Origin of the sequence: Microcoleus sp. D2_18a_B4, from assembly GCF_036702475.1 — a bacterium.
Lineage (GTDB): Bacteria > Cyanobacteriota > Cyanobacteriia > Cyanobacteriales > Microcoleaceae > Microcoleus.
On sequence record NZ_JAUBTL010000004.1, the window covers coordinates 1 to 26,323 of the forward strand.

General features: G+C 42.6%; 14 protein-coding genes and 1 pseudogene. 9 read left to right on the forward strand and 6 right to left on the reverse strand.

The window, feature by feature from the left end; all coding sequences use genetic code 11:
- Positions 1 to 574: 574 nt before the first annotated feature.
- Complete coding sequence (locus tag QUB04_RS03420) at positions 575 to 1,573, forward strand: D-2-hydroxyacid dehydrogenase (RefSeq protein WP_333281033.1); 999 nt, start codon at positions 575 to 577, stop codon at positions 1,571 to 1,573.
- Between the two features lie 26 nt (positions 1,574 to 1,599).
- Here QUB04_RS03420 and serC read toward each other — a convergent pair whose 3' ends face one another.
- A complete protein-coding gene (serC, locus tag QUB04_RS03425) occupies positions 1,600 to 2,757 on the reverse strand; it encodes a 3-phosphoserine/phosphohydroxythreonine transaminase (RefSeq protein ID WP_333281036.1) in 1,158 nt (385 codons plus the stop codon).
- A 426-nt stretch (positions 2,758 to 3,183) separates the two neighbouring features.
- Here serC and QUB04_RS03430 point away from each other — a divergent pair, with 426 nt between their 5' ends.
- Entirely contained in the window at positions 3,184 to 4,539 is a 1,356-nt protein-coding gene (locus QUB04_RS03430) for a hypothetical protein (RefSeq protein WP_333281039.1), read from the forward strand.
- Positions 4,540 to 4,750: 211 nt separating this feature from the next.
- Here QUB04_RS03430 and QUB04_RS03435 read toward each other — a convergent pair whose 3' ends face one another.
- Positions 4,751 to 8,308 carry a WD40 domain-containing protein gene (locus QUB04_RS03435; RefSeq protein ID WP_333281042.1) on the reverse strand — a complete coding sequence of 1,186 codons (3,558 nt, stop codon included), beginning with the start codon at positions 8,306 to 8,308 and terminating at the stop codon, positions 4,751 to 4,753.
- Between the two features lie 214 nt (positions 8,309 to 8,522).
- Positions 8,523 to 8,702: a helix-turn-helix domain-containing protein gene (locus QUB04_RS03440; protein ID WP_333281044.1), complete on the reverse strand. Its 180-nt coding sequence runs from the start codon at positions 8,700 to 8,702 to the stop codon at positions 8,523 to 8,525.
- 55 nt (positions 8,703 to 8,757) lie between these two features.
- Here QUB04_RS03440 and QUB04_RS03445 point away from each other — a divergent pair.
- From QUB04_RS03445 to QUB04_RS03465, 5 genes and pseudogenes are all read left to right on the forward strand, one after another.
- Positions 8,758 to 9,312: pseudogene (locus QUB04_RS03445) on the forward strand (LysR family substrate-binding domain-containing protein); the annotation flags it as partial.
- Positions 9,313 to 9,710: 398 nt separating this feature from the next.
- On the forward strand, positions 9,711 to 10,553 hold the full coding sequence (locus QUB04_RS03450; protein WP_333281047.1) for a phosphorylase family protein: 843 nt from the start codon (positions 9,711 to 9,713) through the stop codon (positions 10,551 to 10,553).
- 96 nt (positions 10,554 to 10,649) lie between these two features.
- Positions 10,650 to 10,967, forward strand: coding sequence for a hypothetical protein (locus tag QUB04_RS03455; protein WP_333281050.1), 318 nt, complete (start codon positions 10,650 to 10,652; stop codon positions 10,965 to 10,967).
- 137 nt (positions 10,968 to 11,104) lie between these two features.
- Positions 11,105 to 11,533: a globin family protein gene (locus QUB04_RS03460; protein ID WP_333281053.1), complete on the forward strand. Its 429-nt coding sequence runs from the start codon at positions 11,105 to 11,107 to the stop codon at positions 11,531 to 11,533.
- Positions 11,534 to 11,613: 80 nt separating this feature from the next.
- Positions 11,614 to 13,017 carry a pentapeptide repeat-containing protein gene (locus QUB04_RS03465; RefSeq protein ID WP_333281056.1) on the forward strand — a complete coding sequence of 468 codons (1,404 nt, stop codon included), beginning with the start codon at positions 11,614 to 11,616 and terminating at the stop codon, positions 13,015 to 13,017.
- A gap of 97 nt (positions 13,018 to 13,114) precedes the next feature.
- On the opposite strand, the gene QUB04_RS32470 is transcribed toward QUB04_RS03465, so the two are convergent.
- The gene (locus QUB04_RS32470) at positions 13,115 to 13,300 is read right to left on the reverse strand and encodes an AAA-like domain-containing protein (protein WP_445301030.1); all 186 of its coding nucleotides are present in this window, start codon (positions 13,298 to 13,300) and stop codon (positions 13,115 to 13,117) included.
- Positions 13,301 to 13,496: 196 nt separating this feature from the next.
- Here QUB04_RS32470 and QUB04_RS03470 point away from each other — a divergent pair, with 196 nt between their 5' ends.
- A complete protein-coding gene (locus tag QUB04_RS03470) occupies positions 13,497 to 15,689 on the forward strand; it encodes a non-ribosomal peptide synthetase (RefSeq protein WP_333281059.1) in 2,193 nt (730 codons plus the stop codon).
- Between the two features lie 108 nt (positions 15,690 to 15,797).
- Positions 15,798 to 23,147 (forward strand): SDR family NAD(P)-dependent oxidoreductase, encoded by a 7,350-nt coding sequence (locus QUB04_RS03475; protein ID WP_333281061.1) that lies wholly within the window; start codon positions 15,798 to 15,800, stop codon positions 23,145 to 23,147.
- Between the two features lie 56 nt (positions 23,148 to 23,203).
- On the opposite strand, the gene QUB04_RS03480 is transcribed toward QUB04_RS03475, so the two are convergent.
- Both QUB04_RS03480 and QUB04_RS03485 read right to left on the reverse strand, forming a co-directional pair.
- On the reverse strand, positions 23,204 to 24,559 hold the full coding sequence (locus QUB04_RS03480; RefSeq protein WP_333281064.1) for an AAA-like domain-containing protein: 1,356 nt from the start codon (positions 24,557 to 24,559) through the stop codon (positions 23,204 to 23,206).
- A gap of 184 nt (positions 24,560 to 24,743) precedes the next feature.
- On the reverse strand, positions 24,744 to 25,745 hold the full coding sequence (locus tag QUB04_RS03485) for a pentapeptide repeat-containing protein (RefSeq protein ID WP_333281067.1): 1,002 nt from the start codon (positions 25,743 to 25,745) through the stop codon (positions 24,744 to 24,746).
- Positions 25,746 to 26,323 lie beyond the last annotated feature (578 nt).

Below are 26,323 nucleotides of genomic sequence, written 5' to 3' on the forward strand. Positions count from 1 at the left end.
GTTTGCGTTCGGGCAAGTTACATCGTCAAATATTTTTAACTGGTTTACACACTGCTGTTATTGTACCTCATCTTTTTCGAGAAAGGCTATATAGCCTTTCTTAAAAAGGTGAGGTACGAATTTTGACCTGGAAAGCTTGACAATACAGGGTTCCTGTATACCTCTTTTATCTGAGAATCGCTATATATGAATCAACTAGCTCCCCGCAAGTGATTGCGGTGATAGCGACTATCTCCCTAGTAATTTGCACAATTAACTTTGGAGCAGGTAGAATTATAGGAGGAAATCAATTTGCTTTAGAAGCTAGCCAATCACTAGGTCAAAAAAATGCTACGTTCACTATGTGGCTAACGCTGTCATTTTTAAGTCCAATAGTAGCACTAGGACCCATGTTTTATATAATTTTTCAAAATTTATACACTTCTTATCAACTAATCAGCCTGAAAGACTCTAAGCAATAAGTCTTCATAATATCAAGAGTTACACATTCGAGCTGAGAATGTGGTAAAAAAGAAGGTATGCTTACTTGAAGGGTGATCTTGCCCTAAATATTTCTACTTAATCAAAAAGTGAGATGCTTCCGGCGACTTTTTTCTTAGGGAGAGCAATACTGAATCTTCAAGGAATATTTGAAATGAATATAGTTTTTTTGGATTGGTTAACGATGGGTTTAGATATTAGTCATACCGAATTGGCAACACTTGGAAATTTTGAAGTATACTTAACTACCAATTCAGACCAAAGATATGAGCGCATAAAAGATGCGGATATTGTGATTACCAAGAAAGTAATTTTAGATCAACCATTATTAGAAAAGTGTCCAAAACTAAGGTTGATTTGTTTGGCTAATACCGGAATGAACAATATAGATTTACAGTATACCAAAGAAAGAGGTATATCTGTAATAAATGTAGCGGATTATTGCACAGAAATTGTTGCTCAACATACTTTTGCCATGCTATTTTGGTTGTTAGAGAATTTGGAATATTATAATTCGTATGTGAAATCTGGTAGTTATATTCAGAGTCCTATTCATACACACTTAGATCGTACTTTTTGGGAATTATCTGGTAAAAGATGGGGCGTAATTGGCTTAGGAAATATAGGTAAGCAAGTGGCAACAATTGCGAAAGCATTTGGTTGTGAGGTAGTTTATTTTTCTACTTCAGGGCTAAATAATAATGTAGATTATCAAAAACTAAGTTTATCTGAATTGTTGCTAACTTCGGATATTATATCTATTCATGCTTCACTCAATGAAAAAACCATGAACCTGTTGAATTATGATCGGCTAAAGATGATGAAATCATCAGCCTATCTGATCAATGTCGCCAGGGGAAATATTGTGAATGAAGCGGCTCTTGTAAAAGCATTAAATGAGAATAGATTAGCGGGTGCAGGTTTAGATGTACTGTCAGTAGAGCCGCTCAAAAGCGATAACCCATTATTGGCTATTAACAACAAAGAAAAATTGTTGATTACTCCTCACATTGCTTGGGCCAGTATTGAAGCACGTAATCGTTTGGTGAAAAGAGTTGCCCAAAATATCAGAAATTTTTTGAAAGATGATTGAAGAGAAATTTGATCTCATTACTATTGTTAAATACTATCTTTGCATTTGTGTTGTTTAGCAAATTTATCCATGAATTCAATCAGAGTTTTCACAGCATCCTTGGTAACACCATTATAAATACTCACACGACACCCTCCCTTAGTTCGATGTCCAGCTATCCCAATCATACCTGCTTCAGTAGTTTCCTGAATAAATTGTTTTTCTAGATTTTCATTAGGAAGTGTAAAAACAATGTTCATTTTAGAACGAAAATCTTTGTCTATAGAACAATGAAAGAAAGGAGTTGAGTCAAGAAAATCATAAAGTAAATTTGCTTTGTCATTGTTGATATTTTCCAATTGTGTGATTCCACCCAGCTCTTCTTCAATCCAACGCAAAATATGCCAGGTTATATAAATTGAAAAACAGGGAGGAGTGTGGTAGTTAGATTTTCGTTTAATATGAGTACGGTAGTCTAAAAATTCAGGTAAATTATCCGTCATTTTATTTAACATTTCTTTCCGAATCAGAATGATTGTAGCCCCTGCTATTCCAATATTTTTTTGAGCATGAGCATAAATAAAACTCAAATTATCAGTATCAATTACTTTGCTCATAAAGTCAGAAGTCATATCAACAGCGATCGGGATTGGAAGTTTAGGAAAGTTATGAAATTGAGTACCAACCACCGTGTTATTGCTACAAATATGTAAAAACTTAGCTTGAGGATGAGCATCTTGGTAGATCTTGGTTAAATCAGGAATATATGTGTGATTGCGATCGGATGATGAAGCAATAATTTTTAGCTCTCTATCTAAACTTTGTGCAGCTTGAATGGCTTTATTAGCCCAGTATCCAGTATCAACATAATCAATTTCATCACCTGGATGAGAAAAATTCATAGGAAGCATCAGAAATTGCAGAGAGCTACCCCCTTGCATAAAAATGACTTCAAATTGATTACTCAGTCCCATTAATCGCTTAATGCGTTCAACACTATCATCAATAATATCCTGTATTTCTTCACTGCGATGACTCAACTCCATCACACTCATTCCTGTACCATTAAAATTAAATAGTTCTGCATGAACTCGTTTAAGTACAGGTAGAGGTAAAGCACCGGGACCTGGATAAAAGTTGATCACCCGTTCTGCATGGAAACTTGAAGGCTCAATAAATAAAGGGCTATTCTGCATAATACTCATTTGAATTATTTGGGTTAAAGACACTGAACAGTGAAAAGTTTATCCCTCAACTAAGTATTATCCAGTTTTTTAGAGCAACGAGAAATAGATAAAGTTGGTATGTTTGTGTAAAGTTATATTGGGACAAGCCCAAAAATTCATAATTAGTTACTTTTGTCAATATACTAAATTGGTCAATTAATCCCCCAACTAGAATCTCAGGTTGATTCCGATAGGCACTTCGGACGAATTACAGATACTCGCGTCAGCAGTCGTTTAACCTCTGTTGGGGCGATCTACTGCTATGAGCGATTGCACCCCCTTCCCCTCACACCCAATTAATCGGAAAAGTAGAAAAAGTAGGAGAAATATATCTACTTGGCCGGATCTCGCAGAATCGCTGATATTATCCAAATATCTTGAAAAGCTATCAAAAGAGTGGGAACTATGATTGAGATTGCACAATTCACCACTGAGCAGGCAAAGATTTACTGGCAAACTCTAAATCAGCTAAATCTTAATTTTATTTGCCAAAATCAACCATTTCAGTATGGCTTTCCGCTCATCATTTCTGCGGAACTTGCTGACCAACTGTACCAAGCTTCTCAGGAAGTTGAAGATTACATACTAGCCTTGGCAACTGATGTTGATGCCCTTAACGAGCGGATAACTGAGAGATTTAATAGCGTTGTGGGACAACATCTGAACCTAAAGACTATCAACTCCCAATTAGTTAAACATCTTCAATCAGGCTTAGGAATTCCTATAGCGTATGATGTACTCGTCAGCGACAATTGCCAGAATAGCTTAATTATAAAAGCTACTGAGGTGCAAGGTGGGATTACTTATCTAGGTTGGATACGTCTAATTTTACAGGCGACAAGAACAGCACTAGGGGAGCATCCAGAAGAGTTATTGGATAAACTTTTTGAGCCAGAAAAAGGCTTAGAAGCTATTAATCGGCTAAGCCAAACCCCTGAGATTTTTATCGTTGATGTCGATCCGGTCAGACAAGCTAGTAAAATAGATCTACAAGCCATGTCAGACTTAGTATCTGGATCTAGTTCTCATCTAGTGTCGATTTACGAGATTTATCGTCAGGGAAACAACTGGCTAGCTGACATCCATGATGGCGCAGGTAGGTTGTTAAAGACTGTAAAAATCGTTAATATCATCTGTCGGCTGGTGCCTGATGAAATCAGAGAGGTTCTAAGTACGCTACAAAACCAACCTGATAGAATCCAAGAAATTTTAGATTTCTTTTCAGACTCAAGCTTAAATTGGATCTGGCATCCAGCTTGGCAGAACATTTTTGATAAACGAGATTTAGGAGTCCTAAAAAATTTGCCAACGGCTCGCCAGCATTATGTAGAAACTATTCAACAAGGTGACGTTCCCTCTGGAGTATATTTCCAAAAATCAGTGGATGGTCATGGGGGTGCAAATCAGTCAATAGTCAAAGTCCAAGATAACTATTCAGTACCAGAAGGTTTTATCCTACAGCCCTATCTGGTCAAAAAGCGTTTTGAATATATTGTCCCCGAACAGGGATTGAATTTTAGCTGTTCTGTTGAATTGCGAATTATGCGGAATTTATCATTAGGTACTCCCCGAAATCAGAGCGGAGCTTACTTCATGGCAAGAATTGCTCCTTATGAAGTAGAGGGTGAGAGTGTGAAAAACGGTATGAAGGAAATTCACAAGGCTGTGTCTCACATTCTGGACCAGTATAAACAAAGCTCCAGAAACATACACCATTGGCAGTTGCCCTGCGGTATGAGTCCGGTTCTAATTCAAGCATAGACTTTTGCCAAATGCCTGTTGACTACCAAGGGTAGCAATTCTATTCGTGCAAAAACATGGGCATCGCCCAACAGTTCTCCTTGGCAACTCTCTAGGATTTGTTGGAATGTCTTAAAATTTAATGCGATCGCCCTTATAACTTCATTAAAAAATCAGGAAACGAATATTACCCTCTAACCCCAAAGTTCGTCCAGCTTCATGTCGTTGATATCTATTGGGGAGATCGATCGCACAAATGTCTATCCCCCTCCACCACCTCCGCATTTGTCCGCAGATAATCTCGCACCCAATCGCAACCCGCCGCCACCACCTGATCTAGCTCTACAGACTGCTCTAAATTCCACAAAATTACCGTCTTGTCCTCAGAAGCCGAAGCCAGAGTTTTGCCATCAGCAGCAAAAGCTAATCCCTTAACCCCAGCACTATGTCCAATCAGATTTGCCAGGAATGTACCGTCAGACTTCCAGAGTTTAATCATCCCATCATTACTCCCTGTAGCAATTATCTGGCCATCAGGACTAAACGCTACACTCCAAATCCCAGAATCATGTCCCTTCAAAGTATGCAGTAACTTGCCGTCACGACTCCAAAGTTTAGCAGTCCTATCTTCACCCACTGAAGCAATGAATTCACCATTAGGGCTGAAAGCTACGTCAGTGACTACATTATTATGACCTTGAAAAGTCTTGAATAAGCTATCTTCACTTTTGACCTCTGATTGAAAATCTCGCTTTCCCTTGTTATTCAAAACTGAAGTCAAACGCCAAAGCTTTACTGTCTTGTCGCCACTGCTGGATGCAAGTGTTGAACCATCGGGACTAAAAGCCAGCCCCCAAACCCCAGCCTTGTGCCCTCTAAAAGTAGCGATTTCGGTGCCGTTGACGCGCCAAAGTTTGACTGTGCGATCGCTACTTGAAGATGCAATCATATTACCGTCAGGGCTAAAAGCTACTCTCCTAATACTGCCCTGATGCCCTTGGAGACTCCTTAACAATGTACCGTCCGGACTTCTAAGCTTGATTGAGCGGTCTGCACCAACAGTAGCGATCGTTTTCCCATTTGGACGGATAGCAACTGAACTAAGCTCCAGGTTAGACCCTTTTAAGCGCCTATAGCTAATCCCGTCCTTACGCCAGAGGATTGTCTCATTCAAACTTGATGAAGCCACGAACAGTCCGTCAAGGCTAAAAGCGACTCCCCAAATTCCAGCCGTATGTCCCCGCAGAATAGTCAACAACCGATTGTGTAATTTCCAGGCTTTGACAGTGCCATCCCAAGATGCAGAGAAGAGGGTGTTGTCGCTGGCACTAAATGCAAGATCTTTAATTGCACTGTCATGGCCTTTAATGGAATTCAAAGCAGTACCGTCCTTGCTCCAGAATTTTAGCATCTTATCGTTAGAGCCAGAAACGATGATCTGCCCATTCGGGCTAAAAGCTAGCGCATTAATTGCAGTATCGTGTGCGATAAAACTCCTTAACAAACGACCGTCACGCTGCCACATTTGCAGCTTACCGTCTCCATTGCCTGCTGCCAGGGTTTTGCCGTCAGGGCTAAAAGCAATGGATAAAACAGGAGGTTGAATATCTAAAAGTGTTTTCAGCAATGTACCATCCCGCTGCCAGAGTTTGATAGGGCCGTTATCAGAACCAGAGGCAATCAGTTGTCCATCAGGGCTAAAAACGACTTGCGTAACGATCTCGCCATGCCCTGTCAAGGTTTTTACCAATGTGCCATCGACACGCCAGAGTTTTATCGTACCGTCCGTATCAGACGAAATAATCTGTTTTCCGTCAGGGCTAAACTTGACTTTACCAGTTGCAGCTTTAAACCCTGTTAAAGTTTTCACGAGAGTGCCGTCACGCCGCCAGAGTTTGACGGTTGTATCTCCGCTTCCTGAAGCAATTAACTGACTGTTGGGGCTAATGGCTACTCCTATAACTGGGCCTTGATGTCCTTTGAGAGTACCCAGCAACCTGCCATCACGATGCCAAATTTGGATGCCATCTTGCAATGTTGCTACAACAATTATCTCGCCATCAGAACTGACATCTAATGCGTTATTGGCGGCACCATAACCCGAAAAGCGGTTAGATTCAACAGCTCCATAAATTGACCGCCGCAAAGCTAATTCCACCATTGTTTCTGTCTGCGGGTCGGTTGATGCCAAATGTTTTAGTTCTCTTCTTGCCTTAAGCGCTTCAATTAAAGCATCTAGCTTTTTATCTAAGGCAAAGAGAGCTGCCGAATATCTGGCCCTTCCTTGAATTTTTTCAATTTCCTCATTGCGTTGGCTAACAACCGCTTTTTGGTACTGGAAGAAAGCAAATATTCCCGCTGCGATCGCTCCTGCTAAAGCGAACGAAAGTCCCGCAATCAAATAAGTTTGGCGTTTGATACTTTTTTTCTTTAGCGCCAGCCTAGCTTCTACTTCTTTAAGACGTTCTGCTTCTAAAAAAAATTGCAATTCTTGTCTATCTACTTCTTGGCTAGCGGCTAAAAACTGATAGTCCAAATCGCTTAAACTTTTGCCCTGCGCCCACATTTGAGCATCTTTTAATGCTTGTACACGCAAGAGACGGGATTTATCCTGCTGCCCTGAACCTACCCAAGCCTCTAGCATCTGCGAGTAAGGCCGCAGGTTCCCTAATTTTTTTTCAACCCATTGCAGATTAAATACTTGTTGATAAATGGGATTTTTTACCTTTAATATTCCCTCGTGTCTAACGACTAAGCCACTAAGTAACAATTCAATTTGTTCTTGACTATCATCACTTTTTATGTCAATTCCTTGCAAAATCTTTTGATATATGCCTAGAATTCTACCAGCCCGCTGACCGTTACGTTCAATGCGATCGCGAATAGTTCTCAGGTGTTCCGGTTCATCCTGCGATTCCCAACGCTCAATAATGCGAGTCTTGACCAAGTTCTCAATCCAGAACGATTCCGTACCTGGTGGAATACTCATCTTGCCACCGTCCCCCATTGTCCCCTGACTCAATTGCACGACTAAATGACACAACTTCTGAGTCAAAAACGGTTGTCCAGCCGTCCAGTCTAAAATCGCCTTCACAACCGATGCCGACTGTTCCACCGTCTTTTCCAAACCTTGAATTAAGGGAGTCACTTCCTCCCACTCAAACCCTTTTAGTTCTACAGCTTGCCCAATATTGAACGGTGTCTTTGTTCTGTCTCGAATTAGATCCGAGGGAGTTGCCACCCCAAAAATGGCAAAGGTAATGCGTTGATATTCGGGGTTGATTGCCCGTTGGTTATAGCAGAAGCGAATTAAGGCAAAAAAGTCATCAATCGAAAAGTTAAGACCTAATAGACTGTCGATTTCATCGACAAAAATAAACAACCGTTGTTGGGGAAACTGCACCAGTAGCAACTCTTCAATAAACCACCGCAGCCGTTGCAGTAAACCCAAATCGTTGCGTTCTTGCCACCAAGTTTTCAGGTTCAAGGTTTCCAGTAGCCCCAATTGTAGCCATAAATCACCGACGAATCCCTTGTACCATTGCAGTGGAGTAATTTGTTCGCTCCCCACGACACTCAAATCGACGGCGGCGCAGCGAAAGCCATCTTTTTGAAGGCGATGCTTGGTTCGCACCAGCAGTGAGGATTTGCCCATTTGTCGGGAGTTGAGTACATAGCAGAATTCTCCTTGCTTCAAGGCTTCATACAGTTGGGAGTCGGCTTGGCGCTGTACGTAACTAGGTGCATCAATGGTTAAACTGCCACCGAGTTGATAGCTATCTTGGGGCATAAAACGTTGATTATTACAGTCAATGTTGAAACGTTTGTTGAAAAAGAAAGTTGAGGATATCTGTGAGAAATGAACCCATCCATTGATATTGAAATATAGGCAAGTTTTCTCAGGTTCGCAACAGTTCAATATATATGGCAACTTCACTCATTTTTGGGAGACGGTAATAACAATCAATCTAGGATAATAGGGCACATAGGTATAGTCAAATACCTTATAATTCTAAGCGACTATTCATCCCAATCTGGGAAAGCCCTTTACCCGTCTCTTTGTAGAGTTCATTTGTTGCATTCAGTAAGTTATTCCATAACCATCTGGCACAGCCGAAAGCTTGTGATAGTGCTTCCTTCTGCTCATTGGTTGGATAAATTCGTACTTTTGCAACGTTTTTCATTTGTCTAGTTTAACACGAATTGCATTCACCCTAAATCTAACAAACCCTAAACCACTTTGGACAAGCCTATCCTGAAGTTGCCGTGCGTTTCCAGGAGATGCCGCCTAGCGAACAAGTTAGAGCATTGCGAAATGGCTCGATCGATATTGCTTTTATGGGCAATCCACCTGATGAGTTAGACTCCGGGTTTACAGTCAAATGCGTTAAGAAAGTGCCGATCGCTGCTGTATTACCGGATACGCATCCATTGGCACGTGAATCCTCAATTAATCTAGCTTCGCTGGCATCAGAAAAATTTATTGGGATGTCTGAAGAACTCTTTCCAGGGCAGAACGATCGCATCTGCGATACTTGCCGACGTGCTGGCTTCATGCCAAATCTGCACCTGGAAGCTGATAGCCATGCCTCAATGATTGCTCTGGTTGCCGCAGGACAAGGGGTAGCAATCATGCCGCAGGAGGCAGAAGCACTGCCTCATCCTCAAGTTCTGTTTGTGCCGCTCCACCATCCCGTACACTACGCCCGATCAACTGCCATGTGGAGAAAAGAAACACCTCATAAATCTTTGGATAAATATCTCAAAATTCTGTTTGAGCATATTCAAGATTAATTGAAAATCTCCCGAATTGAATTCGCAAGATTCCTGCGGTAAAGGAGTTTTCTGCTTAACTCCTGGGTTGGTATCGATCGAGAGCTGTTTTGAAAATTAATAGCTCAGGTCGAGTCGCTTTATATAGTCGCCCAAGGAATCTTCCTACTTTTCCTACTTTACTTATTAAACAATAAGGATTAATATCCTTAATAAAGGTCTTCAAAATCCCGTTACCTCGGACATGATTTTGTAAAAAAGAGCCAAAAATAGCGAAGACCTCTCAATTGCGTTTCTACGCGATCGCACGGGAGGGCAACCCTTGACCTGGAATCGATTTATTGAAGTGCTGCTCGTGACTTAAAGAGCGATCGCCGCTTTAACATCATGCTAATTGTTGATTATTCAGGAGAACAAGTATGGATTCTTTGCTTCAGGATTCGCTCATAATAGAACAGTCTTCCCAAGAATACAAAGCAGACCTTCTCGTTGTTGCCGCTTTATACAAAGAAAAAAAATGGGTTCAAAAAGTTTTTGATGTTGAATGGATAAATGTTGAAAGAGAAGGGGTGATTTATCAAGTCGCCAACTATAAAATAGACGACAAAACATTCAAAATAGTTGCAGTCTCACAACTACACATGGGAATGCCGCAAGCCGCAATTTTAACGACTAAGAGTATTATCTTGTGGTCTCCTTCAGTGGTTGTCATGACAGGAATCTGTGCCGGAGTGGAAGGGCAAGTCACAATGGGCGATCTAGTGATTGCTAATAAGGTATTTGACTACGGCTCTGGTAAAGTTGTTAACGGAAAACTCCGACCTAATTTTGAACCTGTTCAGATTGATGCTTGGATTTGGCAACTTTTAGAACTATTCAGACATGATGAGGCTGTCATTGAAGAAATTGATCGAGAATATCCTCTCGATGATGGTCATCCTGGCAGTCCTTTAATTGCTCATATAGGTTCAATGGGATGTGGATCGGCTGTTGTGGCAGATGCAGCAATGATTGAAGAAATAGTGCTGACCGAAAGAAAACTATTGGCTCTTGATATGGAGTCTTATGCAGTTGCTTTAGCAACGAGCTTGAGTACAACACCAACAAAAAGGGTCGAATGTTTTATTGTGAAAAGTGTTGTTGATTTTGCCAACAGTTTAAAAGGAGATACTCATCATAACTACTCATGCTATGTAAGCGCCGCTTTCTTAAAAAAGTTTGTGGATCGGTATTATCGTCAATTGTTTTTGGACAATTCCTGAGATGTAAACTAATTGTGATAAGTTTAACTTAACTTCTGTCATCGCCAATAACACCTTACTTGAGTACCTTAAAACTAGGAATAGGACAATCTGCCAATGAAGTTAGACAAGTTTTTATTAGCCCAAAATATGGCATTTCTCATATCCATTTCACCAGAAAGTAAGTTAGCAAAATTGCTTTCATTTTGCTTGGCGACAAAGGTGAGAAAAAATATGACCGGAACAGACATCTTAAAGATTACCTGCGAACTAATGGAAAACCCCTCTAATTTGCCTTATTGGACGCAAGACGTGATGGGACTCGATTTAGATTACAGCAGTGAAGAGTGGAAAAAATTGGGAGAAATGGAAATCAAGGATGCAGATAAGTTTATGGCTACCCTGTGGCAAGAGTTGGAAAACTTGAGTTTGTAATATTTTGCCCTAGCGTAAGCGAAGATACTCTTAGATTCCCAACACTCTGTCAAAAGCATTCATCTGAGCTGTATCATTAAAAAACCCTGTCTTTATTAGATAAGGGGTTATCAACTTTCAAGTAAGGAACACGCATTATGTCTTTAAATGTTGAATTTTTAGAACAAAGTTTCGAGAAAGTTAAACCTCGTGCTGATGAATTTGCCGCTAGCTTTTACGATAATTTGTTTGCAGCTTACCCAGAATTGAAACCGCTGTTTGCCGAAACTAATATGGCAAAACAACGGAAACTTTTGTTAGCTTCTTTAGTGTTAATAGTACAAAATCTTCGCAAGCCAGAGGTTTTAGAGAAGGCTGTCAAAAATCTAGGAGCAAAACACGTTGGATATGGGACAATTCCCCAACATTATCCCGCCGTTGGAGAAGCCATACTGACAACTTTTGAACAGTATGTTCAGCAAGATTGGACACCTGAAGTAAAACAAGCTTGGGTGGATGCCTTTGGAGCAATTAGCACTTTGATGTTAGATGGTGCAAAAGAAGATTCTGCACTAGAAACTGTGTAAAAAGCATTAGTAAGCGCTCGACAACTCAGATATCCCTGTCTTACAACAGGGGAAAATTTATTCGTGATTTAGGGGGAAATATGTCATTAAATGTAGAACTTTTAGAACAAAGTTTCGAGAAAGTTAAACCTCGTGCTGATGAATTTGCCGCTAGCTTCTACGAAAACTTATTTGCAGCTCACCCAGAATTTAAACCGCTGTTTGCCAAGATTGATATAAAAATCCAACAGAAGAAGCTCATTAATGCTCTGGTTTTAGTAGTAGAAAATCTTCGCTCTCCAGAAGCTTTGGAACCAGTTCTCAACGCCTTGGGAGGCAGACACATTGGCTATGGGGTAATTCCCAAATATTATGATCCAGTTGGAGACGCACTGCTGATGGCTTTTGAGCAGTATCTACAGCAAGATTGGACTCCAGAAGTAAAGCTGGCGTGGACAGAGGCTTACAGAGCAATTACTGCTTTGATGCTAAAAGGTGCAGGTGTGGAAACTATACCAAATGTTGTCCGAGATGAAAAAGAAGTAACTCTTAAAAATACTTCAGCAACTCAGACACAATTAATAAACGAATCCCAGCCACTGCCACCACAAACAGAGCAACATAAAAAGCCTTTAGTATCCCTTAAATTGGATGGTGAAGTTATTCAAAAAATGCTCTCGAAAATAACTGATAGTTATCAGCAATTTCAGGGTCGATCGTTCATTCAACGACTAGGTGAAGTTCTCAAAGGAATTTTAGAAACATTTATTGATAATTTTTGGGCGCAACCAGCTTGGTTAGTCGCTAGTGTTTCAGCCATCTTGTTCCTCGTAATTTATGTGGGGGCGGATGATAATTCTTTACTTGCAGAGATTCTAGAAGGTGCTGATGCTCTCAGTCTTGTCGTTGCTTTAGTTTTATTTATTAAAGAAGCGCCCGATCGCCGCAAGCAATTTCACTACCAAGCTTGGAGTACAATTGATGCAGCACACGATGTCAAAGTTAGCTATGCCAGAATTTTGGCACTCCAAGATTTAAATGAGGATAATGTTTCTCTTAGAGGTTTAGATGCTCCTGGTGCAGAGTTAGTGGATATCAATCTTCCTGGTGCCAATTTGAGTCAAGCTAATTTGAATAAAAGCGATCTCAGTAATGCTAATTTGAGCCACGCCAATCTCGATAATGCAGTCCTCTCCCACGCTAAACTTAGCGGAGCAAATCTTAGTTATGCCAAGCTGAGTTTTGCGCGTTTAAATAAGGTTAATTTTAGTAGTGCCGACCTTAGTAGCGCCAACCTGATTTGTGCGGATTTGAAACAGGCTAACTTGAGCGGTGCGATTTTGAAAAATGCCAGTTTGAGTGGTGCAAACCTTGAGGGTGCTTACCTCACTGGGGCAAATTTAAAAGATGCTAAAGTGAGCGTTTCTGAACTCAGTGGTGCTTTCCTAGAAGGTGCAATTATGCCTGATGGCTCAAAATATAGCGATCCTAAAATTTCAACTTAGCTGATTCTCTCTTAATTAGGGTTCCTTGAGTTTCCTAGCTCAAATGAACGGATGGTAAGTCTTATGAAAATCTTTTCAGTCTACTGACAGTCCTCAATCAAGAACAATAATTGTGGAATAACTCTCGATATAGCTCGCAGCTAACAGTTGCTTGACTATCGATAAGATGCACCAATCCTAAACTTTTTAACTTAAACGCTACTTCACTCTCTAACTGGATTGGAGCAGTTAAAACCTGTTGAAAGGCGATAGCAAATTTAGGATACTGTTGAAGGTTCCACAACTGAGAACGATCTTTTCACCTATAGCGCTTTTGTCTCTCCTCCAACGCTATATATGGGAATTTATAAATTAGATGCGTTTACCCTGCCTACTCTTTTGGCATTTTCCTAAAGTTTCAGCCCAGTAAGTACGGAAGAACCTATTTTTTAGGTTAATCAAGTTTATTAATTCGGAACAATAAGGTAATATTAGCAGCAATGACTAATTTTTTTGATAAAACCCTGAGCCAAACTGCACATAACTCAGAATCACTTTATTCCCAGGATAAGTGTATCCATCAGTTATTTGAAGCACAGGTAGAGCAGAATATTAATGCAGTGGCGGTGATATTCGATCGCCAGTCCTGGACTTACCCTGAACTCAACGCCAAGGCAAACCAGCTAGCTAACTATCTCAAAAAGCGAGGCGTAAAGCCAGAAGTGCGAGTGGGAATTTGCGCGGAACGCTCCCTAGACATGGTTATAGCAATTCTAGGTATTCTCAAAGCAGGTGGTGCCTATGTTCCTCTAGACCCAGCTTATCCAAAAGAGCGCCTAGACTTTATTCTTAAAGAAACTAAAGCGCCATTGCTGTTGACTCAAAAGCATCTGGTTGAAAAGTTTATCCAAGAAGAAATTCAAGTCGTTTGTCTGGACGCAGATTGTGACACTATTGCCCAAGAGAGTGAGGAAACACCTAACACCGAGGTAACAATAGAAAACTTGGCTTACATCATGTACACTTCTGGCTCCACTGGCAAGCCAAAAGGAGTACAAGTTACTCATGCCAACATCTCGCATTATATTCCAGCAGTCAGCCAAGTGATGCAAATTCAGCCTGAAGATGTCTATCTCCATGTGGCATCTTTCTCGTTTTCTTCCTCAGTCAGGCAATTAATGGTACCTCTGTATCGAGGAGCCACCAGTATTATTGCCAATAGCGAACAAACCAAAAACCCCATCAGTTTGTTCGAGCTGATCCAGAAACAAGGAGTAACTATTGTTGACAGCGTACACTCAGTTTGGCGCTATGGACTTCAGGCATTAGAAACTCTCGATCAAAGACACACAGAGGCACTCACCAAATCTAAATTACGCACGATCGTGCTTTCTGGTGACTTACCGCCAGTTCAAATTTACAAGCAGCTACGAGACCTGTTTAAAGAGCGCTTAGACATTTTCAACGTTTACGGTCAAGCAGAAACTATTGGTAACTGTGCTTATTCGGTTCCAAAGGACTTTGACCCTGAACGAGGATACATTTATATACCCGTAGGCTATCCTTATTCCCATAACCAAGCTTATATCCTCGACGAAAATCTTGAGCCTGTGACACCAGGAGAAGTCGGTGAGCTTTATATGAGTGGTGCTTGTTTAGCTCGTGGCTATCTCAACAGTTTAGAGTTGAATGCCGAAAAATTTATCTCAAATCCTTTCAATAGCGATCCTGTTGATACGAAGGCAGGAGGCAGGAGGCAGAAGGCAGAAGGGAAGAATTTGGTGAGGGATTCAGACCCCCACCAAATAGATGCCATTGAAATCTTTGATTCAGTGGAGGACTCAAACCCTTGCTCCCGTTGGTCGCAGCAGAGGGCGCAGAGCAGTATTCCTTCTGCCTCCTGCCCTCTGCCCTCTGCCTTTCTTGTTCAGCGATTATTCAAAACTGGCGACTTAGCGCGCTACTGGTCGGATGGTGCTATTGAGTTATTAGGTCGTACAGATTTTCAAGTCAAAATTAGGGGGATGCGGGTTGAACTAGGAGAAATTGAGTCTACACTGGGACAGCATCCCAGCGTCAAAGAAGCTGTGGTCATAGCAGCAGAGAATGAACTAAAGGAAAACCACCTTGTAGCCTATGTAGTTCCCAACTCATCTTTATCCAAAATTACCCAAACAGAACTGCGCGCCTACCTCGATCGCAAGTTACCAGATTATATAGTGCCTTCTGCCTTTGTGCTGCTTGATTCTTTACCTCTAACCCCTAACGGCAAAATAGATCGGCTTGCTCTACGCAGTCGCAAAATTATACATCCAGAACGAGAAGCTGCTTATGTAAAACCTCAAACCGAGACAGAGGAAATCATTGCTACGGTTTGGCAAAAGGTACTTCTCTTAGAATATGTTGGCATTCACGACAATTTCTTTGAACTGGGTGGACATTCTTTACTTATGGCTCAGGTTTACAGTAAATTGTCAAGCATATTAGAATTGTCAAATATATTAGGACAACAACTATCAATTGTTGAACTGTATCAATACCCAACAATACACTTGTTAGCTGACTACTTAACCCACAAGCAAAATCTCCAATTAAATTCCTCCAAAAACCATGAAAAAGTACAAATGGGTCGCTCAAGGAAAGCTGCTTTAGAGCAACAGCGAGAACGAAGACAAAAATCAAAACAGGGATAGGTAAGTTCAGTCCTGATAGCGAAGCGTGTCGTCAGCCATAGGAATACGCTCCACTGCATACCAGAAGGGTTGTTAGCGAATAAATTTAATTAATTTAAGGACAAGCAGATGCAGGAATTAGATTCCCTTGATTTAGTTGATCGGTCAGCGATCGCCATTGTGGGGATGGCAGGTCGCTTTCCAGGGGCGAACAATCTCGATGAATTTTGGCAGAATCTTAAAAATGGGGTGGAATCTATTTCCCAATTCTCTGATGAGGAACTTCTAGATGCAGGGATCGACCCGACGTTGTTGAGTCAATCAAATTACGTTAAAGCTAACCCCTTTTTGTCAGATGTTGACCTGTTTGATGCTCGCTTCTTTGGCTTCAACGACCAAGAAGCTGCCATAACAGATCCGCAACACCGGATTTTCCTAGAATGTGCTTGGGAAGCTATTGAAAGCGCTGGCTGCGATTTAGAAACTTACGAGGGTTTGATTGGTGTTTATGCCGGTTCGTGCATGAGCACCTATATGCTCAACAACCTCTATTCAAACCCTGACCTAAAAGACTCATTTGACAGTTTCCAATCATTGAGCAGTTTCCAAATGAGGATTGGAAACGATAAAGATTCTTTGCCCACACGGGTTTCTTACAAACTGAATCTCTGTGGACCTTCTGTCAATGTTCAAACCGCCTGTTCGACTTCTTTAGTAGCTGTTCACTTGGCTTGCCAAAGCTTGTTGCAAGGCGAATGCGACATGGTTCTAGCTGGTGGGGTTACAGTCCGGTTTCCTCAAAAAGCAGGTTATCTCTATCAACAAGGAATGATTTTTTCTCCCGATGGCCATTGTCGCGCTTTTGATGCCAAAGCCCAGGGAACTGTATATGGCGATGGTGTAGGAGTTGTGGTCTTGAAACGGCTCACAGACGCGATCGCTGCGGGTGACTGCATACACGCAGTTATCAAAGGAACAGCTATTAATAATGACGGTTCCAAGAAAGTTGGCTACACAGCTCCTTCTGTCGATGGTCAAGCAGCAGTGATTTTGGAAGCTCAAAACTTAGCTGAGATTGACCCCGAAACCATTAATTATATAGAAACTCACGGCACTGGAACACCTATTGGTGACCCAATTGAAATTGCAGGTTTAACAAAAGCTTTTCGTACCAGTACCCAGAAAAAGGGTTTCTGTGCAATTGGTTCATTGAAAACAAATGTTGGACATTTGGTTTGGGCATCTGGTGTAGCAGGGCTGATTAAGACTGTCCTAGCACTTAAACATAAATTAATTCCGCCCAGCTTGCATTTTGAACAACCATTACCGAATATTGACTTTGCCAATAGTCCTTTTTATGTCAATACGAAGCTGTCGGAATGGAAAACTAACGGGACTCCCAGACGCGCTGGAGTTAGCTCCTTTGGCGTTGGTGGCACTAATGCCCATGTAATTTTGGAAGAAGCACCTGCGGAAAATGACGAGCAAAAGGCTACTGACGAAATTAATTCTGCTTTCCAGCGTCCGTTACATCTTCTAACTTTATCAGCAAAGACCCAAAAAGCGCTGCAAGAATTAGCACAACGCTATCAGGAGTTTTTAGGTAAAAATCCGATGATCGCCCTGGCAAATGTCTGTTTTACTGCTAATACCGGGCGCACCCATTTTAACTACCGCTTATCAGTAGTGTCTGAATCGATCGCACATTTGCAAGAGCAACTTGGTGCTTTTGCGGTTGGGGAAGAAACAGTTGGACTGGTAAGCAAACAAGTAAGCAGTCAGAAGTCTGCAAAAATAGCGTTTTTATTCACGGGTCAGGGTTCCCAGTATCTCCACATGGGAAGGCAACTCTACCAGACTCAGCCTACCTTCCGCAAAAGTCTCGATCGCTGTAACGAAATCCTGCGTTCCTACCTGGAAAAACCCCTGCTTGAAGTCTTATATCCAGAACCTGGAGAAACTTCACCCATCAACGAAACAGCATATACCCAACCCGCTTTATTTGCCTTGGAATATGCTCTGTTGCAATTGTGGAAGTCCTGGGGGATAGAACCTGATGTCGTTATGGGTCATAGTGTTGGCGAATATGTAGCTGCTGTAAGTGCAGGCGTATTCAGTCTCGAAGATGGTCTGAGGCTAATTGCGGCTCGGGGACGCTTAATGCAGGCTCTACCGCCTGATGGCAAGATGGTATCACTGTTGGCTTCCGAAGCGCAGGTGCAAGCGGCAATTCAACCCTACACAGATGAAGTTGCGATCGCTGCTGTCAACGGTCAAGAGAGCATCGTCATCTCCGGTAGAAGCCAAGCCATAGAAAATGTCTGTGCCACCTTAGAAGCTCAAGGGGTGAAGACCAAAGCCTTAGAAGTTTCCCATGCGTTCCATTCGCCCTTAATGGAACCAATGCTAGCGGAATTTGCACAAGTCGCCAAAACGATCGCCTACTCGGAACCGCAAATAAAGTTAATCTCCAATGTCACGGGAGAATTGGCCACCTCTGAAATAGCAACCCCCGAATATTGGTGCCGTCACATCCGCCAACCCGTCAAATTTGCAGCGAGTATGGAAACACTCGATCGACAAAGTTTTGAAGTGTTTGTGGAAATAGGACCGAAGCCAATCTTGTTGGGAATGGGTCGTCAGTGCATACCAGAAGTCGGGAGAGTTTGGCTTCCTAGTTTGCGTCAAGGACAGCAGGACTGGGAGCAAATACTCCACAGCTTGGGCGAATTATATGTGCGCGGCCTTAAGGTAGATTGGTCGGGTTTTGACAGTGATTATTACCGCAGCAAGGTAGAATTGCCAACTTATCCCTGGCAGCGACAGCGTTATTGGATTGAACCGACACAAAAAAATGCGATCGCGCCTTCCCCATCTTCGCTACCCAATTCATATCATCCTCTGCTCGGTCAACGGCTGCGATTACCATTTTCTCAAGAAATTCGCTTTGAATCCCTATTTAGGCTTGATCGACCTTCATATCTAAATGACCACAAGATATATGGAACAGTAGTCGTTGCTGCGGCATCCCATGTTTCAATGATTTTATCGGCAGTTAAGGAAGCTTTTGGCACCCAATCCTGCGAAATACAGGAGTTGTATATACCACAACCTCTGATCCTATTAGAGCAAAGTCATCGGCTCGTGCAATTGGTTCTAACGCCTCAAGCTGAAAAAACTTCTTTCCAGCTAGTCAGCCTCAAAGCAGGGGAAGAACAAAACGATAATGATACTAATTCCTGGATGTTACACGCAACTGGAAAAGTTCGGATTGCTGAAGAAATGTCAATTACAGCAGCGAGTTGGCTGAGTTGGCAAGAAATTAAAGAGCGATGCGATCGAGAGATGTCTGGACAAGAATTTTACGCAGCTTTTGCGAGGATTGGATTCAACATTGAAGCTTCGTTTCAATGGATGGAAACGATCTGGCGCAAAGGGGGAGAAGCTTTAGTAAAAATGCACGTTCCTGATTTACCAGAGGACGCTTTAAGTGGTTATCAGCTTCATCCAGGTTTGATTGATTCTTGTTTTCAATCGTCGGCTGTATGCTGGTTTGAGGAAAAAACCAGTAGCGATGCTATTTATGTTCCTTTTCAAATAGCGGGCTTTAAGTTCTACAAACGTCCCAGTAATTTTAGTCAGCTTTGGTGTCACGCTCAAAAGCGGGAAAAAGACAGAGCGAATCCTCAAAGCTTGGTTGCAGATGTCACTCTGTTCGATGAGAACGGACTGATAATCGCAGAAGTAATTGGGTACGAGTGTCGCCAAGCAAGTCGTGCTGTATTGTTACGCAGTCTCCAAAACAAGAATTTAGGGGACTGGTTGTACGAGTTTGCTTGGCAACCCCAGCCGATCGATCGCCCTTCAGAGCCGCTACCGACGGAGGTACTGGGCAGTTGGCTGATTTTTGCCGACGCAGCCGGGATTGGGATCAAGCTCGCCGAACGGCTGACAGAACGGGGCGCGTTCTGTGTCCTGGTCTCTGTCGGACTCGCTTACGAGCAGGTTTCGAGAGAGCATTATCGCCTTAATCCTGCCAATCCAAACGACTTCCAGCGCTTGCTAGAGGATATCGTCGGCGACAGTCAACCTCCTTATCGTGGGGTAGTTCACCTGTGGAGTCTGGAAGAGACACAGGCAGACTCCCTGGCGGCTTTACAAAATGCTCAAGTTTTGGGCTGTGGCAGCGTGTTACCTCTAGTGCAAGCGATAATCCAAGCTGGGTGGTCTGCTCTTCCCCATTTGTGGCTAGTAACTCAAGGATCTCAGGCTGTAGAACCAGCGCTAGGTTCCCTGCAAATACAACAAGCTCCTGTGTGGGGATTAGGTCGCTCCATTGCAATGGAGCATCCAGAACTGCACTGCACGTGTCTTGACTTACCGCCATTATTTGAGGAAAGCGACATCCAACTCCTGTTAGAAGAACTGTGGTTCCCAGATTCAGAAAACCAGATTGCTTACCGTCAGGGAGTCCGTCACGTTGCTAGGTTAGTGCGACGTACTTCTGACAAAGTAGAAACTGCAAGTAAAACGCCTCCGCTTTCCCAAGAGCCTTTGCAAGTGAGGATATCCAATTATGGGAGTCTAGAAAATCTTTCCTTGGTGCCAATGAAGCGCCAGCCACCTGAGCGGGGAGAGGTAGAAATTCAAGTCTGCGTCACTGGACTTAATTTCCGAGATGTACTCAACGCCTTGGGAGTGCTCAAAGAATATTATGCAAAGCATATGGGCATCTCTTGTGCTGCCGACATGACCTTTGGGTTTGAGTGTGCCGGGAAGATAGTGGCAGTTGGAGAAGGAGTTAAGAACCATCATGTGGGCGATGAAGTAATGGCAGTGATGCCCGTTCACAAAGCTTTAGGAAGTTTTGTCACGGTTCCTGCTGAGTTGACCGTCCCCAAGCCAGAGAATTTGAGTTTTGCCGAAACAGCCACTATCCCTCTAGCCTTTTTGACCGCTTACTACGGGTTAAACTATCTGGCGAAAATCAAACCAGGAGAGCGAGTGTTAATTCACGCTGCTGCTGGGGGTGTAGGTCAAGCAGCAGTTCAATTGGCTCAACGAGCAGGGGCAGAGGTTTTTGCTACGGCTAGTCCAGGCAAGTGGGAATTCCTCAAGTCAATGGGAGTGAAATGTGTAATGAACTCCCGCAGCTTGGATTTTGCTGATGAAATAATGACCATCACTGCCGGACAGGGAGTGGACGTTGTTCTCAACAGTTTAAATGGCGAATTTATTGCAAAAAGCTTTGAGGTGTTGGGAAAAAATGGTCGCTTTGTAGAAATTGGGAAAATTGGCATTTGGGATGAGAGCCGAGTGCTTCAATTTAGACCCGACGTTTCCTATTTTCATTTTGATTTAGGCGAGGTGAGGCGGCAAAACCCTGACTTCATCTCGACGAGGCTCCGGGAATTGATGCACGAGTTCAAACAAGGCCGTCTGAAACCGTTACCGTATAAAAATTTTCCTGTATCTGATGTGGTAAGTGCCTTCCGGTATATGGCAGGTGCCAAGCATATTGGCAAAGTAGTAATTTCAATGCCAGAAATTGAGAAGAGTGCTGATTCAAAGCAGTTTTCTATTAAAGAAAATAGCAGCTATTTGATTACTGGTGGTTTGGGAGCGCTAGGACTTAAGGTCGCTCAGTGGATGGTAGAGCAAGGAGCGAAGCATTTAGTCTTAATGGGTAGAAGTGGGGTAACGGCGATCGCACAAGAAGCGATCGCTCAAATAGAACAATCTGGAACTCAAGTTAATGTTGTCAAGGGCGATGTTGCTAATCCTTCAGATGTAGCTCGGATACTGGCGGAAATTCAAGCAAGCGGGATATCGCTGCGCGGGATAGTTCATGCTGCCGGAGTTCTTGACGACGGGGTGTTGTTGCAGCAGAACAGGGAGCGTTTTACTCAGGTAATGTCTCCCAAGGTGGAAGGAGCATGGAATCTGCATACCTTGACTCAGAACTTGCCCCTAGACTTCTTCGTCTGTTTTTCCTCAGTCACGGCATTGCTGGGCACGCGGGGTCAAGGAAACTATGCAGCAGCCAATGCGTTCATGGATGCCCTAATCCATTATCGTCGGGGATTGGGACTGCCTGGATTGAGCATCAATTGGGGGGCTTGGGCAGAGGCAGGAATGGCAGCCAACTTGGCGAGTCGCGACCAAATTCGCAGATCGGCACGCGGATCGGGCATGATTCCCCCCGAACTGGGATTGCAGGTGTTGGGAGAGTTGTTGGAACAAAATGCTGTACAAGTTGGCGTGTTTTCGTATGATTGGTCGAAGTATCTCCAGCAATTCCCAAATCATGCTTACCCAGCTTTATTCTCGGATTTAGCTCGCCAAGAGGTGCAGCAGCTAGAGAAAAGCAAGCAACTGCGAGTTAAACAACTTGAATTTTTGCGTCAAATACAACAGGTAAGTCCAGAAACACGCCTGGAACTTTTAATTGCTCATGTTCAAGAGCAAGTTGCTAAAGTTTTGGGGTTGAGTTCATCCCAACAAATAGCGATCGAACAATCATTAAATGAGTTGGGTCTCGACTCTTTGACCCTCATAGAGCTAAGAAATTTGTTGGAGAGCAGCTTGAGTGTTGTGTTGCCACCCAGGAAGTTGCTTGAAAATCCCAACATCGTTGAACTGGCAAAAGAGCTAACCCAGCAATTGACACCAAAAGGTTCATTAGAATCAATTAAACACTCAGTTGTAGTTAAACAGCCTGCAAGTAACTGGATAGCTTACCGTAAGTCAAAGCCAGATGCTCGTTTACGTCTGTTCTGCTTCCATTACCTAGGAGGAGCTGCTTCCGTATTTAGAGAATGGTCAGACCACCTACCACCAGAGATTGAAGTTTGCCCGATTCAGCTACCAGGGCGGGAAAATCGCATTAGCGAACAGCCCTTCACTCAGTTTGCGCCACTTGTGGAAACCCTGGCACAGGTTCTTATTCCCCATCTCGACAAACCATTTGCTTTCTACGGTCACAGCATGGGAAATTTGATTGGTTTTGAAGTTGCCCATCTACTTCGCCAACAGTATAGTTGTAGCCCAATGCACTTGCTCGTTGGTGGACTTTTCGCTCCTCAAGCTGTTACTGCTCACTGGCCCAAGGACAAGTCTTTTTCTGAAGAACGAATCCTGAAATCGATAGAAATACCTCGCTTTGTTCAGGAAGATCAACAGTTCATGGAGCATTTTATGTCTATTTGCAGATTAGACTATCAACTTGTGCAGAGTTATATCTACTCAAATAAAGAGCCATTGGACTGTCCAATTTCCGCTTGGGGTGGTGAACAAGATTCTTTGATTAGTCAGGACGATATCTCAGGTTGGCATCAGCATACCAAGAACACATTCCAACTGCATATGATACCGGGCAAACACTTGTTCCTAACAACCAATCGAAAACTGCTTTTGGAAACCATATCCCAAGAACTAATCTCGGATTTGTCACAAGTGAGAAAAAATCACTGGGATTAGCCAAATGTGAGATGATTTAACGTGAAACAATTTCTTTAAGTCACAGATAATGCTGCTCAAAAACAAAAAAAATAATGGCGGAAATAGTCGCGATATAGCTCACAGCTAACAGTTGCTTGACTATCGACAAGATGCACCAATCCTAAACGTTTTAACTTAAACGCTACCTCAGTCTCTAACTGGATTGGAGCCGTTAAGACCTGCTGAAATGCGTCAGCTAATTTAGGATGCTGTTGAAAATTCCACAACAGAGACTGAAGATGTTTTTGATAAATTCCCCTATCAATTGTAGCATCTTGCAGTAAAGTTTGCAGAGGGAGTTTCAAGCGAATACTGTGATACAATGCCAGTCGAATTAAATACGGAAAGCCACCAGTCAGCTTCATTAACTGATCGAGCTCAAGTTTCGTGAGTGGAAGCTGGTGGCGTTGAGCTAAATCCTGCACCTGTTCTGGGCTAAATGTCGGCAGTTCGATCGCCAATCCTACATTAAACGGAGAGCGATTAGTGGGTAACGGAATGTAAACCTCAACCGAATGAGCCATCACGACTCGTAACTTCTGCCAAACCGAAGTGTCCTTTGTTTCCTCATACCAGGAACGCAACAAAACGAAAAAATCACCAGCGAGTCCTGGATACTCAAATAATTGGTCGATACCATCTAGTGCTAAAATAATAGGGTTAGAGGTTTCCTTGAGGATATAACCTTGAAAATAAATCGTGCTGTTCATCAAGGCTCCCATATCCTCATCCCAGTAGTCATTTAATCTAGATGCCAAACCCAACTGTTGAGTGACATTGGTACAGAACCAGCGTAAGAAGCGATCGCTCGAAGCAAACACCTCTGTACCAGCGCAATGTAAGCTAAGTCTTACTGTGTGGTAATTCTGACTGCTCCCATAATCCAAAATGCGTGCGATTAAGGAAGTCTTTCCCATTTTTCGGGGTGCTTTAATACGAATAAATGCACGGGGTTGAAGAATTTCTTGATAACAGGTTTGTTCAATAGTCGATCGCTCAACGTACAGGCTCGAAGCGAGGGGAACCTGTCCTTCTGGAGATTCTAAAACGTAGTGTTCAGCAGTCAAGCCCACCCCAGACATTGCTGTTGTTGTCTCAGTCGGCGAAGGATTATTCTGATTTACCAAATGCTGTTCTAGCAGCGCCAAGAGATTCGTTTTATTAACTTTTTCACCAATCGCTTGTGAAAGCAACTGCCATAGTTTAGGGGCAACTGAAAACTTAATATAGCTTTCGGAGTAGTGATTTTCTTCAGCTTGTTGAGCGTAAGTTTTTTTGTTTTCAAGTAAAGATTCTCGCAAGATTACCTTTTGAATAAAGTTAAGTGAAAACCCTGTTTCTGTAGCAACTAACCCGATCGCAAATTCAACAAGTTCTTCAATATTTTTCATTCAAAAAACAATTTGCTAGTACATCACGGCGGAAATAACACCAGCTCAAAAAGGTTAAAAAGCTTACTGTACAAGCTTTCTTCCTTTTTGCCTCCTGCTTTCTGCCTCCTGCTTTCTGCCTCCTGCCTCTTACCTCCTGCCTCCTGCCTCCTATCTTCTGCCTCCCGCCTCCTGCCTCCTTGCACTAGGTTGGGATATTCAACGCTCCATTAGCTCTGAGCCACTGCTTCTGTTGGCAAGTTAACCCTTGAGCCTCTGTAAAACAGGCTTTTTTGACGCGAGAACCAGAGAAATCAGCACCCATTAGCTGAGTATCTTTAAAATTGGCGTGTCTGAGATCCGTCTCTCCGAGATTGGTATCTCGTAAAACTGCCCCCTTTAGATCAGCTTGAAATAGAGAGGCTCCTTTTAGAGTAGCACGGCTTAAGTCAGCGCCCACTAAGTTGGCTAACTCTAGAGCAGCTCGGCACAAAATTGCTTCTGTCAAATCCGCATATCTCAAATCAGCCCTCACCAAATCAGCCTCTGTCAAATCAGCTCTCTTTAAAATTGCCTCATTAAGCTGGCTCTCCTCCAGATCAACTCGCTGTAACGAGGCTTGGCTTAAGATAGCACCTTCCCAATTTGTCTGACGCAGATTTGCTTCATCAAGATTGGCTGCCGTAAAATCCGCCCCTTTCAAGTTTGCTTTCAATAAATTGGCTTGACTCAGAATTGCTTCAACCAAACAAGCGCCTTCTAAAGACGTTTCACTTAAATTAGCACCCTTTAAACAAGCCGAAGTTAGATTTGCATGATTTAGGAGAGCATGACTCAGGTTGGCGTTAACTAATGTGGCTGCCTTTAAATCCGCCCAAAAAAGGCTGCTGTGGAGCAGACTGGCTTTACTTAAGTTTGCCTGTTTTAAGTTGGCTCGATTCAAATCAGTCCAAATCAGATTTGTATCGCTTAAGTTGGCGGAACTCAAATCGGCACTATTAAGATTGGCATAACTAAAATCAATTCCCTGTAGGTTAGCACCCTTCAGGTCAACTCGATTAAGGTTAAGATTTTGAAAATTTCGTTCCTGCTCGGCATAGCGCTTAAGAATGTCACTTGAATTAATTACGTTCATGAGCATTAACGAGGCATTGCTCGGCTTAAAAATTATTTTTAAAGAAGCTGGCTTCTGAGGCTTTATATTCATACCTTTGTCATCTATACTAATACTTTGTTGTCGCTTGTTCCCAAGACTAAGGCTAGATTTAAGATTTTCATAACTTTTCGCTCAACTGGGCTGAATTTAGGGAGCGCTCTGTCTCGATTCACCAGCTTGATCTCCTCCACAAAGAAATTGATCTTGAACTGGGGAGCATCTCATATTTGTAAAAAGACTTCTTCGGGCTCCTTCCTTCTTCCTCCTGCCTCACAGCCTCGGGCCTCAAAAATCCAATTTTTAGGTGGGCTGCTTTCATTGAGATGATCCCTTGAACTGAACGCAAATTATACCATCACTATAATTCTTTGTCAAAAGTATACCTAATAGTTACATCAGGTTTCCTAGTGATTAGTCAGAGATTTACCGACTTTTTGTCAACCCCTCTATCTGATAGTTCCCGGCGAAAATTTTATTGTCGTCAATGCCAAAGGTATAACACAGAATGCTTAGAGTTTTTTAAGGGTGGCGTCTTGATACTAAGTGCAATAAAAAAAATAGGAATTCAACCAAAACCGGGAAAATATCTAGGGAGCATCTCATCTTTGTAAAAACGCTTATTCTGGCTC